At 46.1% G+C, this 16,267-nt stretch carries 18 protein-coding genes and 1 riboswitch; of the genes, 15 read left to right on the top strand and 3 right to left on the bottom strand.

Going from position 1 to position 16,267, the window contains the following annotated elements:
* The first annotated feature begins 5 nt into the window (after window positions 1-5).
* The 7 genes from TES5_RS07685 to glmS all read left to right on the top strand — a co-directional run bounded on the left by TES5_RS07685 (window position 6) and on the right by glmS (window position 7,998).
* The gene (locus tag TES5_RS07685; RefSeq protein ID WP_068561280.1) at window positions 6-440 is read left to right on the top strand and encodes a PTS mannitol transporter subunit IIA; all 435 of its coding nucleotides are present in this window, start codon (window positions 6-8) and stop codon (window positions 438-440) included.
* A 167-nt stretch (window positions 441-607) separates the two neighbouring features.
* A complete protein-coding gene (locus TES5_RS07680) occupies window positions 608-1,786 on the top strand; it encodes an IS91 family transposase (RefSeq protein WP_232309322.1) in 1,179 nt (392 codons plus the stop codon).
* A gap of 25 nt (window positions 1,787-1,811) precedes the next feature.
* Window positions 1,812-2,096, top strand: a complete 285-nt coding sequence (locus tag TES5_RS07675; protein ID WP_072763751.1) for a hypothetical protein — start codon at window positions 1,812-1,814, stop codon at window positions 2,094-2,096.
* A 278-nt stretch (window positions 2,097-2,374) separates the two neighbouring features.
* Complete coding sequence (locus tag TES5_RS07670; RefSeq protein ID WP_068561279.1) at window positions 2,375-4,123, top strand: PTS mannitol transporter subunit IIBC; 1,749 nt, start codon at window positions 2,375-2,377, stop codon at window positions 4,121-4,123.
* A gap of 16 nt (window positions 4,124-4,139) precedes the next feature.
* Window positions 4,140-4,577 (top strand): PTS mannitol transporter subunit IIA, encoded by a 438-nt coding sequence (locus TES5_RS07665; protein ID WP_068561278.1) that lies wholly within the window; start codon window positions 4,140-4,142, stop codon window positions 4,575-4,577.
* Window positions 4,578-4,589: 12 nt separating this feature from the next.
* Entirely contained in the window at window positions 4,590-5,738 is a 1,149-nt protein-coding gene (locus tag TES5_RS07660) for a mannitol-1-phosphate 5-dehydrogenase (RefSeq protein WP_068561277.1), read from the top strand.
* A 451-nt stretch (window positions 5,739-6,189) separates the two neighbouring features.
* Window positions 6,190-7,998, top strand: coding sequence for a glutamine--fructose-6-phosphate transaminase (isomerizing) (gene glmS, locus TES5_RS07655; protein WP_068561276.1), 1,809 nt, complete (start codon window positions 6,190-6,192; stop codon window positions 7,996-7,998).
* A gap of 333 nt (window positions 7,999-8,331) precedes the next feature.
* Here glmS and TES5_RS07650 read toward each other — a convergent pair whose 3' ends face one another.
* From TES5_RS07650 to TES5_RS07640, 3 genes are read right to left on the bottom strand one after another with little or no spacing between them, the layout of a single operon-like run.
* Window positions 8,332-8,598 carry a Txe/YoeB family addiction module toxin gene (locus TES5_RS07650; protein ID WP_068561275.1) on the bottom strand — a complete coding sequence of 89 codons (267 nt, stop codon included), beginning with the start codon at window positions 8,596-8,598 and terminating at the stop codon, window positions 8,332-8,334.
* A complete protein-coding gene (locus TES5_RS07645; RefSeq protein WP_068561274.1) occupies window positions 8,583-8,837 on the bottom strand; it encodes a type II toxin-antitoxin system Phd/YefM family antitoxin in 255 nt (84 codons plus the stop codon). Before TES5_RS07645 ends, TES5_RS07650 begins: the two co-directional genes overlap by 16 nt.
* 43 nt (window positions 8,838-8,880) lie before the next feature.
* Window positions 8,881-9,141, bottom strand: a complete 261-nt coding sequence (locus TES5_RS07640) for a hypothetical protein (RefSeq protein WP_068561273.1) — start codon at window positions 9,139-9,141, stop codon at window positions 8,881-8,883.
* Window positions 9,142-9,275: 134 nt separating this feature from the next.
* Here TES5_RS07640 and TES5_RS07635 point away from each other — a divergent pair, with 134 nt between their 5' ends.
* From TES5_RS07635 to tenA, 8 genes are all read left to right on the top strand, one after another.
* On the top strand, window positions 9,276-10,079 hold the full coding sequence (locus TES5_RS07635; protein WP_068561272.1) for a sorbitol-6-phosphate dehydrogenase subunit: 804 nt from the start codon (window positions 9,276-9,278) through the stop codon (window positions 10,077-10,079).
* A gap of 15 nt (window positions 10,080-10,094) precedes the next feature.
* Window positions 10,095-11,975: a BglG family transcription antiterminator gene (locus TES5_RS07630; RefSeq protein ID WP_068561271.1), complete on the top strand. Its 1,881-nt coding sequence runs from the start codon at window positions 10,095-10,097 to the stop codon at window positions 11,973-11,975.
* Entirely contained in the window at window positions 11,976-12,428 is a 453-nt protein-coding gene (locus TES5_RS07625) for a transcriptional regulator GutM (RefSeq protein WP_083546478.1), read from the top strand.
* Window positions 12,429-12,468: 40 nt separating this feature from the next.
* Window positions 12,469-13,017 (top strand): PTS glucitol/sorbitol transporter subunit IIC, encoded by a 549-nt coding sequence (locus tag TES5_RS07620; RefSeq protein ID WP_068561270.1) that lies wholly within the window; start codon window positions 12,469-12,471, stop codon window positions 13,015-13,017.
* Window positions 13,018-13,080: 63 nt separating this feature from the next.
* Window positions 13,081-14,088, top strand: a complete 1,008-nt coding sequence (locus TES5_RS07615; RefSeq protein WP_068561269.1) for a PTS glucitol/sorbitol transporter subunit IIB — start codon at window positions 13,081-13,083, stop codon at window positions 14,086-14,088.
* Window positions 14,089-14,159: 71 nt separating this feature from the next.
* Window positions 14,160-14,528: a PTS glucitol/sorbitol transporter subunit IIA gene (locus tag TES5_RS07610; protein WP_068561268.1), complete on the top strand. Its 369-nt coding sequence runs from the start codon at window positions 14,160-14,162 to the stop codon at window positions 14,526-14,528.
* A gap of 6 nt (window positions 14,529-14,534) precedes the next feature.
* Complete coding sequence (locus TES5_RS07605) at window positions 14,535-15,197, top strand: transaldolase family protein (protein ID WP_068561267.1); 663 nt, start codon at window positions 14,535-14,537, stop codon at window positions 15,195-15,197.
* A 95-nt stretch (window positions 15,198-15,292) separates the two neighbouring features.
* A riboswitch (TPP riboswitch) is annotated at window positions 15,293-15,419 on the top strand.
* A 147-nt stretch (window positions 15,420-15,566) separates the two neighbouring features.
* Entirely contained in the window at window positions 15,567-16,241 is a 675-nt protein-coding gene (gene tenA / locus TES5_RS07600) for a thiaminase II (RefSeq protein ID WP_068561266.1), read from the top strand.
* Window positions 16,242-16,267: the final 26 nt, after the last annotated feature.

Raw genomic sequence — 16,267 nt, 5'->3', positions numbered from 1 at the left:
TTCGTATGATTACGATTAAAGATGAGCATATTCTGTTGGATCAAACGTACAGCAACGCCGAAGCCGCGATCGTTGCCGCCGGGGGATTTTTGGTGGCGCAAGGCTTGGTATCTCCGCCTTACATCCAATCGATGCTGGCGCGCCACCGCAAAGTGAGTGTTTACGTCGGTAATTTTGTCGCCTTGCCTCACGGTGACAGTGACGGACACCCACATATTGAAGAAGAAGGCATCTGTTTGATCCAAGTGCCGGACGGCGTCAACTTCGGCAGTGGACAGAAAGCGCAAATCGCGACTATCCTTTTTGTGGTGGCCCTGAAGGAAAAACAATTGGAAGCATTACAGGACATCGCTTTTTTCTGCTCGGATATCGAAAACGTGATGGCATTGAGCGATGCCAAAGATCTTCAGGCAGTCCAAACCATTCTCCAAAACAGCTAATAGGCATAAATCGAATTAAATTCAAAAAGCAAGCAGCATCCCACCTGGTGGGAGGTTGCTTGCTTTTTTTGTATTGTAGGAAAGTATAAAATTTTTCAGCTGTGGAATGTGGTGATAGCACATGTTCCACAGTTTTTGTTTTGGTTTCACAGTGGTAAAATAGAGGTATGAATCAGAATATTCTCCATACCATTTTCTTTGATAAGAATAACCATTGGGACCAGTTCTCTAAAAGATTCAAACTGAAGATAAGACCTGTGGTCTTTAAAGAGGTTGAAAAATTTAGATACTGTGGGGATATTTCGAAAGGCTTTCGGTTATATGTTTGTGAAGGTTGCCATGCGGTAAAAAAAGTTCCGATTCGGTGTAAAGGCAAATTTTGCCCGACATGTTCTGTCGGTGAAAGTGAGCGGTGGAGTGAAATTGTGTCTCAGGATATGTTCCACACCACCCACAGACATATTGTTTTTACCATCGATGAAGGCCTGAGGACCATCTTTTTAAAGTATCATCGGGAAATACTTTTGAAAGGACTAATGGATGACGCTGCGCAAGTGATTTTGGATTATTTTAATAAACAGAAAATTCGGCCTGGTATCATTTTGGCTCTGCACACTTTCGGATCGAAACTCGAGTTTAACCCCCATGTGCATATGATCGTAACGATGGGTGGCTTGACAGAAGGTGGCGAGTGGAAAGATTACGATTATATCCCATACAAAATGCTGCGGGTAAACTGGCAGAATGCAGTGCTAAAGCTGATTAGACGCGTGCTTTCTCCGGAGGAGAAAAAGGAAGTACAGCCACAGCTTCAGAGAGCCTATACAAGAAATGCTGAAGGTTTTTACGTGAATGCTCCGAAGAGAAGCCGAACGAATGTCAAAAAGATTCTGCAGTATATTAGCCGCTACATGAAACGCGGGCCGATCGCATTGAACCGTATTATCATGTACGACGGTGATATCGTGATGTTTCGTTATCATGATAAACGGACGAATACAGAAGAAAAAGAGATTATGCTTGCGAAAGAGTTTATAGCAGCTTTAATAAGACACATCCCCGATAAAAACTTTAAAACAATCCGTAGATATGGGTTATACAGCAGGAGAATAAAGAAGGTTGTGAAAGAAGTCGTCAAGGAGATCCAGTCCAAGATCAAGCGACTATTGTTAAACGTTTCGACTGCTTTAAAACCCATGAAATGGGCAGACAGAATTACCGAATGTTTTGGAGAGAATCCTTTAAAATGTTCCAGTTGCGGAAACCTCTTTGTGTTCCGCGGGATTGTTGTGTCCAAAAATGGGAAGCTAAGAATCCAATTTGCGAACGATGCAGCGGCGAGGTGATATCTGCGAGAGGAGATTAGAAACATTGAGTCAGAAGAATTCAAAATTAACCAAAAACAAGCTAAAGAAAAAATATTTGAAGCAAATCGCTTCGACTGGGAAAAACAGCGTCAATTATATATGTCTTCAATGCGGAATCAATGAAGCCATTCCGAAGGAAGTGGTGGATGAATTCGATCAGATGGACGAAGGGGATCTGTTGGATGCTCCCCGCTTCACTTGTGAGAATTGCGGTGGAGAAATGTATCCTGAGCACTATAAAAGTATCCACGGTTTGGAATACAAGCTCTCAGATTATCAAAAAAAATAATACAACTACACAAAAAAAGGCATCGGGGTGGTTTTCCCCGATGCTTTTCTTATTTTCGTGCGCCCGCTAATCGGAGAATACGAGCAGAATGTGGGCCGAACTCCGGCGAAGCCTCCGTTCCCCGGAGAAGAGTGAAACAGATCTCAGCAACGATGCGCTCCGGATACATGTATCAAGTCCTGGCACAAATAAACGTGCCAAAGCACGACTATAAACCAATTGAGGAAGCGCATACAATAAAGACATCAAAAGAAACAGTTTGAAGGGAGAAACAAAAAATGGAACAGACACAACAAGCCTCGCTGAAGGCAAAGGTTCAAAAGTTAGGCAGCACGCTTTCAAGCATGGTGATGCCGAATATAGGGGCGCTGATCGCCTGGGGAGTTTTGACGGCACTATTCATCCCGGATGGTTACTTGCCGAATGAATCCTTCGCTTCGATGGTCGGCCCGATGCTTACGTATCTCATTCCTTTGTTGGTCGGTTACACGGGAGGTAAAGTGATTGCAGGCGAACGTGGTGCGGTTGTCGGCGCCATCGCCACAATGGGCGTGATTGTAGGGACGGAGATCCCGATGATCATGGGTGCCATGATCATGGGACCGTTGGGCGGTTTCACGATCAAGAAATTTGATGCGATGTTTCAGAACAAAATCAAGACCGGTTTTGAAATGCTGGTCAACAATTTCTCGGCCGGCTTGATCGGATTCGCTTTGGCACTTGTAGGGTTCCAAGCGATCGGACCTGTGGTTGACCGTTTGACGCAAGCAATGGCAGCCGGGGTTGAAACGATCCTGAACGCACAATTGATTCCTTTAACGAATATCTTCATCGAACCAGCAAAAATTCTTTTCCTGAACAATGCAATCAACCACGGCATTTTGACACCGTTAGGAACGGAACAAGTCAGCGAAACAGGACGTTCGATCCTCTTCCTGCTTGAAGCAAATCCTGGCCCTGGTTTGGGCGTGTTGTTGGCTTTCACTCTATTCGGCAAAGGCTCAGCGAAATCAACAGCACCGGGCGCGATGATCATCCACTTCTTGGGTGGGATCCACGAAATCTATTTCCCTTACGTCATGATGAAACCGCTGTTATTCCTGGCAGTCATCTCGGGCGGCGTTTCCGGCAGCTTTGTGTTCCAACTTTTAGGCGCTGGTTTGCGGGCTCCGGCTTCACCTGGTTCGATCATTGCGATTTTGGCTATGACACCGATGGGTTCTTACTTGCCAGTCATTTTAGGGGTCGTCGCCGGTGCGGCAGCATCATTTGCGGTAGCAACGGTCATTTTGAAGGCAGACTCCAAAGAAGCAGCCGATAATTTTGAAGAAAGCGTCAAAGCGACCCAAGCCGCAAAATTAAGCGCAAAAGGCTCAGCTGGACAAACAAGTCTGACAAATATGTCGGGCATCCAACACATCATTTTTGCTTGCGATGCAGGGATGGGATCAAGCGCAATGGGCGCTTCTATCCTGCGCAAAAAAATAATTGCAGCCGGGTTACCCCAAGACGTCACCAACCGCGCCATCAATAATCTGACGGATGCAGCCAACACGTTGATCGTAACCCAGGAAGAACTGAAGAATCGGGCCCAACAGAAAGCACCGAATGCAACGTTTGTAGCGATCGAGAATTTCCTGAACTCGCCAAAATACGATGAAATCGTAGCTACGCTGTCCGGAACCGATCTGAAAGAAACAGCCGTTGCACCTGCAGCATCACGCCTTGACGTTGACTTGGCGAACATCAATGAAATCGTCTTGGTCCATGATGACCGCAAAGGCTCCGCCACGATGGGACAAAAAGTAGTGGAACGGATTTTGGAGAGGGAAGCGCTGGATATACCTTTAAGAAAAATGCACATTGACGAGCTGAAGGCATCTCCGCAAACATTGGTGATCAGCAAAAACAGTCTGACGCAAGCGGCCCAGCAAAAAGTTCCTGCAGCGGTTCATCTGTCAGTGGACAGTTTGATCACGACATCGAAATACGAGAGCGTCGTCGCCAACTTGAAGCAAATAGCGTAAAGAGAGGAAGAATAAGATGAATAATTTAGATAAAGAAATGATCGTTTTGAATAAAGCGTTCGCTTCAAAAGAAGAAGCTATTCGTTTCTGCGGCCAAAAATTAGTGGACGCAGGCTGTGTGGATTCGGATTATGTGGAGGCTATGGTGCAACGCGATCGGATGTTGTCAGTGTATATGGGGAATTTCATCGCGATTCCCCATGGTACCGATGCAGCCAAGGAGCACGTGAAAAAATCAGGCATCTGTGTGGTGCAAGTGCCTGACGGGGTCGATTTCGGCGACGAGCAGGAAGAAAAAGTGGCAACCGTTTTGTTCGGCATCGCAGGAGTCGGCGATGACCACTTGGAATTGATCCAAAAAATCGCGCTGTATTGCAGCGACGTGGATAACGTCGTTACTTTGGCGGACGCTTTGACAAAAGATGAAATCACTGGCAGCTTAGCCATTGCATAAGGAGAGATGAAAATGAAAGCAGTACATTTTGGTGCCGGAAATATCGGCCGCGGCTTTATCGGGGAAATTTTGAATCACAACGGGTACGCAATCACTTTTGTGGATGTGAACGATACAATCATCGAAGCTTTAAAAACACGTGGCGGCTATACGATCGAGTTGGCGGACGAGTCACGCAAACAGATCCAGATCGAGAACGTCACTGGTCTCAATAATGCCAAAGAGGCAGAAAAAGTTGTGGAAGCGATCGTTGAAGCGGATATCTTAACGACTGCCATCGGACCGAATATTCTGCCTAGAATCGCGCAATTGATTGCAGAAGGGATCAAGGCACGTGCAGCCCGGAACATCCAGCAGCCCGTCGACATCATCGCCTGCGAAAACATGATCGGCGGATCGACATTCCTGGCGGGTGAAGTCAAGAAATATTTCACGGACACGGCTTACCTTGATGCGTATGTCGGCTTCCCGGATGCAGCGGTGGACCGGATCGTTCCGATGCAACAACATGCGGATCCGCTCTTTGTGCAAGTGGAGCCCTTCAGCGAGTGGGTTGTACAAGGGACAGCCTGCAAAAGCCCGATCCGACTGGAAGGCGTTGCCTATGTGAACGATCTGGAGCCTTATATCGAACGCAAATTGTTCAGCGTCAATACAGGACACGCTACGGTAGCCTATACAGGAGCTCTGCAGGGCTATGAAACCATCGATGAAGCGATGCAGGATAATCTTGTCGTCATCCAACTGCGCTCGGTATTGCATGAGACAGGCAAATTGTTGATCGCTAAATGGGGATTCGACGCAGCCGAACACGAGAAATATATCGAAAAAATCATCGGCCGTTTCCAGAACAAATACATTTCCGACGCGATTTCCCGTGTGGCGCGCACGCCTTTAAGAAAATTAGGCAATCATGAGCGCTTCATCCGTCCGATGGTTGAATTGACCCAAATCGATGAGATGCCTTTCCATTTGCTGGAAACGATCGGCATGGTCTTCAATTATTTCGACCCGGAAGATGAGCAGTGCCAAGAACTGAAAGAAATGATCCTGCAAAAAGGCTTGGATAAAATCATTCCGGAAGTAACCGGGATAGACAATCAAAAAATCTTGGGCAGCATCAAACAGAACGTCGAGAAGTACGCTTATAAGGTGGCTTAATCACTGCGGTTCAATCAGTAACTTTCAACTATACGCGTTGTGCCGGTCAAGGAGTCATTTGAGACATCTTGATGAAATCAAACGGCACAAGGCGTATAAGTTTTTCTTAAATAATGCTTTAAATCAGCATTACAAGTGAAATCGGACGAAATTTTTTTGACAATATCACTGATTGTAGGATAAAATGCATATATTCTGGAAAATACAAAGCTAGGAGGATAGAGGAAGAAGCAAATGGATAGCGCCAGACTTCAGGGAGCACAGGTAAATTGGCCCTGAAGTGACGAGGATTGGGTTTATCGAAAGATTCGGCGGATGACCCAAGGCAAGTGTAGTCTACAGGATTGAGGTAAAAAAGACCCTTTTGCGGCTGCAGAGCCCAGAACGGTCTTACAGAGATCAATCCCCACACCCAGAAAAAATCGAGATAACAAAGGGGATTTTTACGCTTATGTGTGGAATAGTTGGATATGTAGGACAAGGCAATGTACAAGAGGTATTGTTGCATGGATTAGAAAAATTGGAATACCGTGGTTATGATTCAGCCGGTATTTTTGTAGTAGACGCTGAAAACCAAGGTCATGTATTCAAAGAAAAAGGCCGCATCGCTGATTTGCGTGCAATCGTCGACAGACAGGTGGATGCGCATACAGGAATCGGACACACGAGATGGGCAACACATGGCGTGCCGAGCGCAGAGAACGCGCATCCGCACCAATCTGCGGATGGACGCTTCACTTTGGTTCATAACGGTGTCATCGAAAACTTCAAAGAAATCAAAGACGAGTATCTGCAGGGCGTTAATTTTGTCAGCCAAACAGATACGGAAATCGTTGTGCAGTTGATCGAAAAAATCGCTGCCGAAGGAAATCTGGACGGAAAAGAAGCTTTACGCCGCGCTTTGTCGATCGTAAGGGGTTCTTACGCTTTCGCTTTAGTCGATGCACAAGCTCCGAATGTCCTTTATGCAGCTAAAAACAAAAGCCCGTTGTTGATCGGCTTGGGTGATGACTTCAACGTCGTTGCCAGTGATGCAATGGCTACTGTTCAGATCACAAACCAATATGTCGAAATCCACGACGGTGAAATGATCACATTGACCGCTGATGGCGTCACAATCGAAAAATTAGACGGAAAAGCGGTAACACGTAATCCGTATACGGCTCAAATCGATGCCAGCGACTTGGAAAAAGGGACATACCCTTACTACATGTTGAAAGAGATCGATGAACAGCCTGCTGTTATGCGTAACATCATCCAAAAATACCAAAACGCAGAAGGTCGCTTGACTGTTCCAGAAGAATTGGTCACTGCTATGTTGGAGTCTGACCGCATCCACATCGTGGCTTGCGGAACGAGCTACCATTCCGGTTGGGTAGGCAAACATTATCTGGAAAAAATTGCACAGATTCCGACAGAAGTGCATGTCGCCAGCGAATTCTCCTACAACCCGCCGCTATTGAAAGGTAATCCGTTCTTTATCTTCCTTACCCAAAGTGGGGAGACTGCGGATAGCCGCCAAGTATTGGTGAAAGTAAAAGAATGGGGATACCCAGCTTTGACGATCACAAACGTGGCTGGTTCAACCTTGTCGCGTGAAGCGGACTACACATTGCTGTTGCATGCAGGTCCAGAGATCGCAGTCGCTTCAACGAAAGCTTACACGGCACAAATCGCTGTCTTGGCTGTCTTGTCGGATGCGTTAGGCGCGAGAACGGGTCATGATATGGGAATCGACATGGTCCATGAATTAGGGATCGTCGCAAATGCGATGGAAGCGGTCATCGATGACAAAGAGCGCATCGCTGCATTGGCTGACATCTACTTGCCGAACACCCGCAATGCTTTCTACATCGGCCGCGGTTTGGATTACTTCGTATCGATGGAAGCTGCTTTGAAACTGAAAGAAATTTCTTACATCCAAACAGAAGGTTTTGCTGCCGGAGAATTGAAGCACGGCACGATCGCCTTGATCGAAGAAGGAACTCCGGTCTTGGCTATCATTACCCAAGCTGATGTTGCCAGCCACACCCGCGGAAACGTCGAAGAAGTGCGTTCGCGCGGAGCAAACACTTGCGTATTTGCAATGGAAGGTTTGGCTAATGAGAACGACCAAATCATCTTGCCGGCTGTTCACCCAGCCTTGGCTCCACTGATGACAGTCGTTCCGACCCAACTGATGGCTTACTACGCAACGCTTCACCGTGGCTATGACGTCGACAAACCAAGAAACTTGGCTAAATCCGTTACGGTTGAGTAAACAGCATCTTGTTTAAAAAACATATATGAGCAGTATGGGATCCTTCAGGGATTCCATGCTGTTTTTTTGCGTTTCTTGTTTGGGGGTGCTTGTGCTTACCGGAGCAGCGCGGAAGCGGTCCTCAGCTCCGGTAAGGTGGACGGCTACCGGAGAACACCGGTAATTTCAACCGCAACTCCGACGAAGCTCTTCTTATCGGATAAGGTAAGAAAATACGATTGGAACTCCGGCGAAGCCTCCGTTCACCGGAGGAACGTGCCGGAACGTCCGCTAATCCAATCCCGGAGAGAAGTTTCAGAAAAAAAGATAGTAGCTGCCTTGATGCGGTAGCTACTATCTTTCGTAATGTGTCCAAGCAGACCAGATAATGACTTCTTTTGTGGCAATGTCAACAGAATAGACTACCCGATGTTGGATATTTAACCGTCGTGAATATTTATCATTCAGATTTCCGACCAATTTTTCATAAGGCAGTGGATTCTGAGAAGGGTTTACTTTTAAAATCTCCATTAATCCGATGAATTTTTGATCTAAATGAGCGGATTTTAAATTTTTTAGGTCTTTCATAGCGGATTTTGCTATTTTTACAGAGTATCCCAATCGATATCCCCCAGTGCAACAAATTCATGTTCTTGTTCACGCTGGTGGATGACATCAGCTACTCCGGAAGATTGAAGGTACAGCGTTTCTTGAATAGCATCCCAATCTTTTTTGCTGACCATAACCGCTTCGCTTTCTTCCTTTTTGCCTGATATGTAGACGGGTTCATGGGTTTCGTTGACATCTTTCAGTAATTGATAAAAGATTTTGCGGGCTTGGCTTGGATTTACGATCGACATAGGATCTCCCCCCTTTTTAGTTTCTTGCATCATTATAGCGTACTTAATTAAGTACGTAAAAAGGCGTGCCGAAATGAATTGCTGAGAAGTTGCGCAGTTTATGGTTCTCCTGATGTATTTTTTCGACTTTGCAGGGTCTGATTAGTTCAAAGATAATAGCACTGCAGTGAAGCAATAGTTGCACTAATTCGCTGTTTTCACTGGAAAAAGTTTTGCTGCGCTGGAAACCGCAGGCGTAAAAAATCAATTTTCCCCATTCGTGGCGCGCTTTTCCAGGAATCAGACCATCAAATATGATTTTCACCCTCCCCTTCTAAATTCCAACAATTGAATTAGTTCAAAAATTGGACTCCTTTTCCGGTTCGAGGACTGTATTAATTTATTTTTTATTTGGTCTATACTCTGGACTATAGAGATTGAAAGGGGATACAAAAAATTATGGCAAACAACTGGTTGGAATTAGACGGAAAAACGGTTATCGTTACAGGAGGAAATTCAGGGATCGGCTTACACATCGCGGATCACTTGAAAGAACAAGGCGCAAACGTCGTTGTAGCTGATTTAAGTGTTGAAACGGGAACTAGTGTATATGGTAAACTGAATGTGAAGACAGATGTGACTTCCATCGAGAGCATCGAGGCAATGGTCGAAAAAGCTGTTGAGAAATTTGGAAAAATCGACGTTTTGGTCAATAATGCAGGTATGAACTTGCCGCGTTTATTGGTGGATGTCTACAGTGATGAAAGAAAATACGAAATCGATGAAGACTCATTCAACAAAATGACAGCAGTCAATCAAAAAGGAATGGTATTCACTACCCAAGCCGTCGTCAGAAACATGCTGAAGAACAAAGTGGAAGGCACGATCATCAATATCTCTTCCGAATCCGGCATGGAAGGTTCGGTCGGCCAAAGCATCTATTCAGCAACAAAAGGCGCTACGAATTCTTACACGCGTTCATGGGCAAAAGAACTGGGTAAATTTGGCATCAAAGTCGTCGGTATCGCACCGGGGATCAACGAAAAAACAGGATTGACAACTCCTGCCTACAATGAAGCATTGGCTTACACAAGAAACATACCGGTTGAGCAATTGGACACAGGGTATGAAAAGAGCATTCCACTGGGACGCGTCGGAAAATTGGATGAAATCGGCTACTTAGTGGCATTCTTATCTTCCAATAAATCCGCTTATATCACTGGAACAACAATCAACATTACAGGCGGGAAATCTAGAGGATAGTATGGGGGCATTAACATGTCAACGGCAAGCGATAGAGAAGTTTTGCTGAGAAGTTTACTCTCAAATAAAGAAACAGATCTTCAGAGTCTCGAGGAAGCAACGGGAAAAAATAGATACCAAATCAAAGCGATCATTTCGGAATTGAACGATGTCTACGAAGGGTTCTTAACAATCCGGTACAAGGATGAATCACAAGCTGGCATCGTCAGAAAGGAGGGGGCGAACATATTCAACACACTTCAGTACAATACCCATCAAGACTTCAATAAGGTAGAATGCAGGGTCGCCTATCTGCTGTACCGCTTGATATGCACAGAGGAGTATCTGAATATCGGCGACCTCTCCGAAGAAATGAGCGTAAGCAGGAGTACGGTGAATAATGACCTTAAAAAGCTGAAGCAGCTTTTGGAGAAATACAATGCGAAAGTCGTCGGAATCCCGAACAAAGGCATCACCTTCCAGTGCAGCGAATTCGGCACCCGCTTGGTTCTCATCTATGAAGTCTTCGAGCTGCTGCAGATGACCTTCCTGCCGGACCAAGAAATCCAGGCTGCACTTGACGGACTCGTCCGGGACTACAAGCTGGATGAGCAGGCGAAAGAACTGCTTCATAAGGCGCTGGCCGTAAGCGTTCACCGGGTCTCGCAAGGGCATACGATAGCTTCCGAGATTCCGATGTACAAAAACTTTGAGGCGGATTCGGCGAATATCATCGCCTATATCCAACTGCTGCAAAACAAATTTGCGGTTGCCTTGAATGAGCATGAAATTGCTTTTCTTGCCTTCCCGATCAATACAAGGAACTCCGCTTACGTAAAAGGGACCGAAAACGCCGAAAACGAAGAGGTCCTCAGACAAGTCGTCTCCAGCATGCTGAAGACGGTGCGCGATCAAGTCATGATCGAAATCGATGAAGAAGCCTTCTTCGATAAAGTCAAATACCATCTGCTGTTCTTGATAAACAGGCTGGTCTTCCGGATCCCGAACACGGATCTGTATCTGGAGCAGATCAAGCTCAAGTATCCTTTGGCCTTCGAGCTGGCGAAGATTTCGCTTTCGGAACTGAATCGCCTTTACCAATTGAGAGCCAGCGCGGACGACATCAGCTATCTGGCTGTCTATTACGCACTGATGTTGGACGAAAGGCAAGCGAACGATTCCACAGGGAAAAGCACAAAGGATGTCGGCATCATCACGAACCTTGGGAGAGGGAGTTTTGAGCTGATCAGCAGACAGATCAAAGAGATCGTCGGGAATGAGATGAATATTGTCCACCTCAACACCGATAGCCTGCCGAAAGAAAAACTGAAGCGGTTCCGACTGCTTTTCACAACCGAAGAGATTTCTGTGGACACCGAAGTCCCTGTCATCAAAATCGACAGATTAGTCAGCCCGGACGACTTAGCCCAAAAGATCTATGCCGTGGAAAAAGATCAATATAACATCAAATACCTGACAAACGAGGACATCAGTTATCACCTCGTCAATCTGAAGGGTCAAATGGGTTACTTCGATTATGTGGAAGAAATCATGTCCTACCTTTCCAGAAGATACCGTCTGTCCGAAGATATCCTGGACCGGTTCGTGGAAAAAGAAGAAAGACACACAATGATTTATGAAAACAAGGTAGCTTTCCCGCATTTGACCGACCCAAACATCAACAAGTTGGTGTTTGTCCTGGGAAACATCACGATGGCCAACCGCAACGACGCGTTTTCCTTGATGTTATTTCTAGTGACACCCGAGAAAATTTCTGAGCAGCAAGAGAGAATCTTGATGCAGGTATATGATTTTGTCTTTAAGGTCATCAATGATCCAACTCTGATCAATGATCTGAAAAAAGTGGATGATGCACAAGGACTTATTGAGATGCTGGAGAAAAGAGGTACGAAATAGATGAATAATATGCTTGCATTGGGTATTCTGGTTGTCGGCGCTTTTTTGATCCAAAGCGCACTGGGCTTTTTTCAGATCAGACATTTCGGCAATGAATACAACGAGTTGAAGGCGGACGGCAGAGTTGCGATAGGCAAACGGGCAGGGAAGCTGACTTCCGGAACGATCATCATGTTCCAACTGGATGAAAAAGGCGTCATCGTCAGAGGCAAAAAGCTGCAAGGGACCACAATCTTGGCCAGGTTCAAACCGTACAACAAGTTCAACGGCAGACTGATCGAAGCCATCAAGGCAGAGGATCCGGATGTGCTGGCTGAAATCAAGATCACCCGCAAAACCATCATGAATGCGGTCGCTAATTACCGGATGTTCATAAACGGAGAAATCATTCCGGAGAAAGAATCTCCCTTTAAGGAATTGACCAAAAAAATTACAAACATTAAGTTCGGTTAAATTGTGTCAGAAATAATACATATAATAAGGAGTGTTAAATATGGACTTTCTAGTTAAAGGTGCAGAAAGCTTTATCGGATTATTTCAATTAGGTGCAAATACATTTATGAGCTGGATGACCGGCATCGTCCCAATCGTATTGATGCTGATGGTATTCATGAATGTCGTAATCAAGCTGATCGGTGAGGAAAAAATCAACGGCCTCGCACAACGCTTCTCTAAATATTCCTTGGTCAGAAACTGTATCCTGCCTTTCTTGGCAGCCTTCATGTTGGGGAATCCCGCATCATTCACGTTAGGAAGATTTTTGCCGGAGTTCTACAAGCCAAGTTTCTATGCGGCGCTTGCGCAATACAACCATACGAGTAACGGCCTTTTCCCGCACATCAATGCAGGCGAATTGTTCGTATTCCTAGGAATCGCTTCGGGTGTTGAAACGTTAGGATTGAGCACCACGCCACTGGCTATCCGTTATCTGCTTGTCGGGCTTGTGATGAATGCTGTAGGCGCATATGTAACCGACTTCACAACGGCTTATGTCTGCAAAAAATCCGGAATCCAATTGAGCAAAACAGCGAAAGTTCAATAATAACGACCAAGAAGATGTTGCATTAAACAAATAGAATGCATGAGAACGAGAGGGGTATTCATTATGACAAAATATAACAGCATCAAAGTCGAAAAAGGTTCCGGCGGCTGGGGCGGACCACTGATCATCACACCAACAGAGCAAAAACATAAATTCATCTACATCGTAGGCGGCGGAGAAAAACCTGCCATCGTCGACAGAATCGCTGAACTTACAGGTATGGAAGCCGTAAACGGATTCAAAACATCCATTCCGGATGATGAAACAGCCTTGGCTATCATCGACTGCGGCGGAACATTGAGATGCGGCATCTATCCTCAAAAAGGCATCCCGACAATCAACGTTGTTGCCACCGGTAAATCTGGTCCTTTGGCTAAATACATCACCGAAGACATTTACGTTTCAAATGTTGGCTTGAATCAGATCCAAGTAACTGGCGAGACAGCAAATGTAGCGGCAGCAAGCGTAGCAACTGCAGAACCAGTGGCAGAAGAGAAAGTCGCTTACACTACAGACAAAAAACTGACGCAACAAAATGCCGAAAAAGGCAGCGTAGTGGCAAAAATCGGTTTGGCTGCAGGTAAAGGGATCGCTATCATGCTGCAATCAGCCCGTGAAGCGGTGCAGACAGTCTTGCAGACAATCATCCCGTTCATGGCCTTTGTAGCGATGCTGATCGGTATTATCCAAGGCAGCGGAATCGGCAATCTGTTCGCGAAAATGATGATTCCATTGGCAGGTAATGTCTGGGGCTTGATGGTCATAGGGTTCATCTGCTCCTTGCCTTTCCTTTCTCCGCTATTGGGACCTGGCGCCGTAATCGCGCAAGTTATCGGAACATTGATCGGTGTTGAGATCGGTAAAGGCAATATCGAACCAAGCTTAGCTTTACCGGCTTTATTCGCCATCAACACACAAAATGCTTGCGATTTCATTCCAGTCGGGTTAGGCTTGCAGGAAGCAGAAGCTAAAACAGTAGAAGTCGGCGTACCATCCGTTCTTTATTCTCGATTCCTGAACGGTGTGCCCCGCGTATTCGTCGCTTGGTTAGCAAGCTTCGGATTGTATTAAAAATTCAGAAAAGCTGAACGGGTTCGTTCAGCCAATGGTTAAAAACTAATAATCGGAAAAGGTGAAGAAAAATGTCAATTTATTCAACGGTAGTCACAGAAATCGGACCTAATGCTAAGGAGTTTTTAGCTGAGGATATGATGGTATTGTTCGGAGACGATGCTCCGGAAGCATTGCGGCCATATTGCTTCCTGATCGAACAAAATGCACTGGAGCAGGATATTCAACTAGGACACGCGTTGGTTATCGGCGACGATAGTTATCGCGTCACAGCAGTGGGTGATGTGGTCAACAAAAACCTCAGGGATCTGGGGCACATCACCATTAACTTCAGCGGAGAAACAGTCGCTGAATTGGCAGGCTCTCTGTATGTTGAACACAAAACAGTGAACGAAATCGCGGAAGGCACCATCATCAAAATCACTGAAACTGTGGGGTAGTAGCGTATGTACATAGATTCGAACGACATCAAAGCAATCGGAAGTTTTTTGAAAAGCGGATTTCTGAAAGGAGTCACCACCAACCCGACGATTTTGTCGACTGGTTCCGGCAGTCGCTTCAAACAATTACAAGATTTATTGGCTTTGGAGCCGACGGAACTTTTTGTACAATTGCTGGGTACGACTTCTGAAGAAATGTTTGCCGATTATGAAGCAATAAAGACATTTGATGCAAATCACCGACTTTCGATAAAGATTCCCGTTACACAAGCAGGCTTGGAAACAATCAAAAAAGTGAAAGAGGACGATCCGGAAAGAGCGATCCTGGGGACACTGATCTATTCTGCGGACCAGGGGATCCTGGCCGCCGCAGCCGGATGCGATTATCTGGCACCGTATGTGAACAGGATGCTGAACAATGCGATCGATCCCTTCAAGGCGATCCGTTCCATGCGGACGTTCATCGATGCCAGAGGCTACAAGACCAAAATCATGGCAGCGAGCTTCAAAAATTCCCAACAAGTCATCGATTCATTGGAGTCGGGCGCGCATACTGCCACGATCCCTCCGGATGTCCTGAATAACATGATGAACAAGGATTTGGCGCTGCAGGCATTGCAGGTTTTTGAAGCAGACGGACAAGCGTTGTTGGCTGCATATGGTGAATAAATACAAGAAACGGTAACGTTTAGTGCAACAGAACGAGTTGACTTCCGGAAAAATTATGATACGATTAGAACAATAGCAAATGAACTGAATATTCTTTTTACCACTAGGGGTGCTTTACCGGCGGATGACTGTCCGCCAAAAAGCTGAGATCGAAGTAGGACTTCGAGACCCTTAGAACCTGATCTGGTTTGTACCAGCGTAGGGAAGTGGCGGCCTCTTTTGGCTAAGTAAGTCCCTATTGCATAAGGAACATACAACCACTTTTTTCCGTTGGGAAGAGAGTGGTTTTTTTGTTTGCAAAAATCAAGAGCGGCCGTTCGGATAAGTCGGGACCCTTGCGGAGCGCTCACAGCATATGGAGGGAAAGCAATGACATTTTCAGCACAAATCCGCCAAGCGGTAGAACCGATCTGGGCAGCCAGCATGGAGCATCCGTTTGTGAAAGGGATCGGGGACGGCACCTTGCCGTTGGAGAATTTCCGTTTTTACATCCAGCAGGATTCCTATTACCTGACGCGCTTCGCCAAAATTTTGGCGCTCGGCGCAGCCAAAGCACCGGATATTGCGACGACCAACCAGTTCGCCGACTTCGCGAAGCATACGTACAGCGCCGAAATCGGCCTGCATGAACAATTTTCGAAAAGGATGGGCATCACCGCGGAAGAAAAAGAGTGTTTCAAACCCGCGCCCACAACATACGCCTACACGTCCCATCTCTATCATGCCGGCCACTCGGGGCATTTGGGGGATGTGATCGCCGCCGTTCTGCCTTGCTACTGGCTCTACGCCGAAATCGGCGACGCCTTCATTAATGCAGCACCGGAAGAACCGATCTATCAGGAATGGATCGCTACCTATGGCGGGAAGGATTTTCAGGACCGGGTGGATGAGCAGATTGAGCATCTGGATAAGATTGCCGCAGCCGTGAGTGAAGCCGACCGCGAAAGGATGAAAGAGCATTTCATCATCAGCAGTCAGTACGAATACGCATTTTGGGAAATGGCCTATCGCATGGAAACGTGGCCGGTACCGTTGGAGCAATAAGAGACAAAATAAAACACAATGAGGAG

This window comes from Trichococcus sp. ES5 (assembly GCF_900067165.1).
GTDB classification, from domain to species: Bacteria; Bacillota; Bacilli; order Lactobacillales; family Aerococcaceae; genus Trichococcus; species Trichococcus flocculiformis.
Note: the sequence above shows the minus strand (reverse complement) of the source record. Positions and strands in the feature narration are given on the sequence as shown.

Excerpts from the sequence above, each read along its gene's own strand:
- TES5_RS07685 (WP_068561280.1), top strand. The coding sequence starts at position 6 with ATGATTACGATTAAAGATGAGCATATTCTGTTGGATCAAACGTACAGC.
- TES5_RS07680 (WP_232309322.1), top strand. The coding sequence starts at position 608 with ATGAATCAGAATATTCTCCATACCATTTTCTTTGATAAGAATAACCAT.
- TES5_RS07670 (WP_068561279.1), top strand. The coding sequence starts at position 2,375 with ATGGAACAGACACAACAAGCCTCGCTGAAGGCAAAGGTTCAAAAGTTA.
- TES5_RS07665 (WP_068561278.1), top strand. The coding sequence starts at position 4,140 with ATGAATAATTTAGATAAAGAAATGATCGTTTTGAATAAAGCGTTCGCT.
- TES5_RS07660 (WP_068561277.1), top strand. The coding sequence starts at position 4,590 with ATGAAAGCAGTACATTTTGGTGCCGGAAATATCGGCCGCGGCTTTATC.
- glmS (WP_068561276.1), top strand. The coding sequence starts at position 6,190 with ATGTGTGGAATAGTTGGATATGTAGGACAAGGCAATGTACAAGAGGTA.
- TES5_RS07645 (WP_068561274.1), bottom strand. The coding sequence starts at position 8,837 with ATGTCGATCGTAAATCCAAGCCAAGCCCGCAAAATCTTTTATCAATTA.
- TES5_RS07635 (WP_068561272.1), top strand. The coding sequence starts at position 9,276 with ATGGCAAACAACTGGTTGGAATTAGACGGAAAAACGGTTATCGTTACA.
- TES5_RS07630 (WP_068561271.1), top strand. The coding sequence starts at position 10,095 with ATGTCAACGGCAAGCGATAGAGAAGTTTTGCTGAGAAGTTTACTCTCA.
- TES5_RS07625 (WP_083546478.1), top strand. The coding sequence starts at position 11,976 with ATGAATAATATGCTTGCATTGGGTATTCTGGTTGTCGGCGCTTTTTTG.
- TES5_RS07620 (WP_068561270.1), top strand. The coding sequence starts at position 12,469 with ATGGACTTTCTAGTTAAAGGTGCAGAAAGCTTTATCGGATTATTTCAA.
- TES5_RS07615 (WP_068561269.1), top strand. The coding sequence starts at position 13,081 with ATGACAAAATATAACAGCATCAAAGTCGAAAAAGGTTCCGGCGGCTGG.
- TES5_RS07610 (WP_068561268.1), top strand. The coding sequence starts at position 14,160 with ATGTCAATTTATTCAACGGTAGTCACAGAAATCGGACCTAATGCTAAG.
- TES5_RS07605 (WP_068561267.1), top strand. The coding sequence starts at position 14,535 with ATGTACATAGATTCGAACGACATCAAAGCAATCGGAAGTTTTTTGAAA.
- tenA (WP_068561266.1), top strand. The coding sequence starts at position 15,567 with ATGACATTTTCAGCACAAATCCGCCAAGCGGTAGAACCGATCTGGGCA.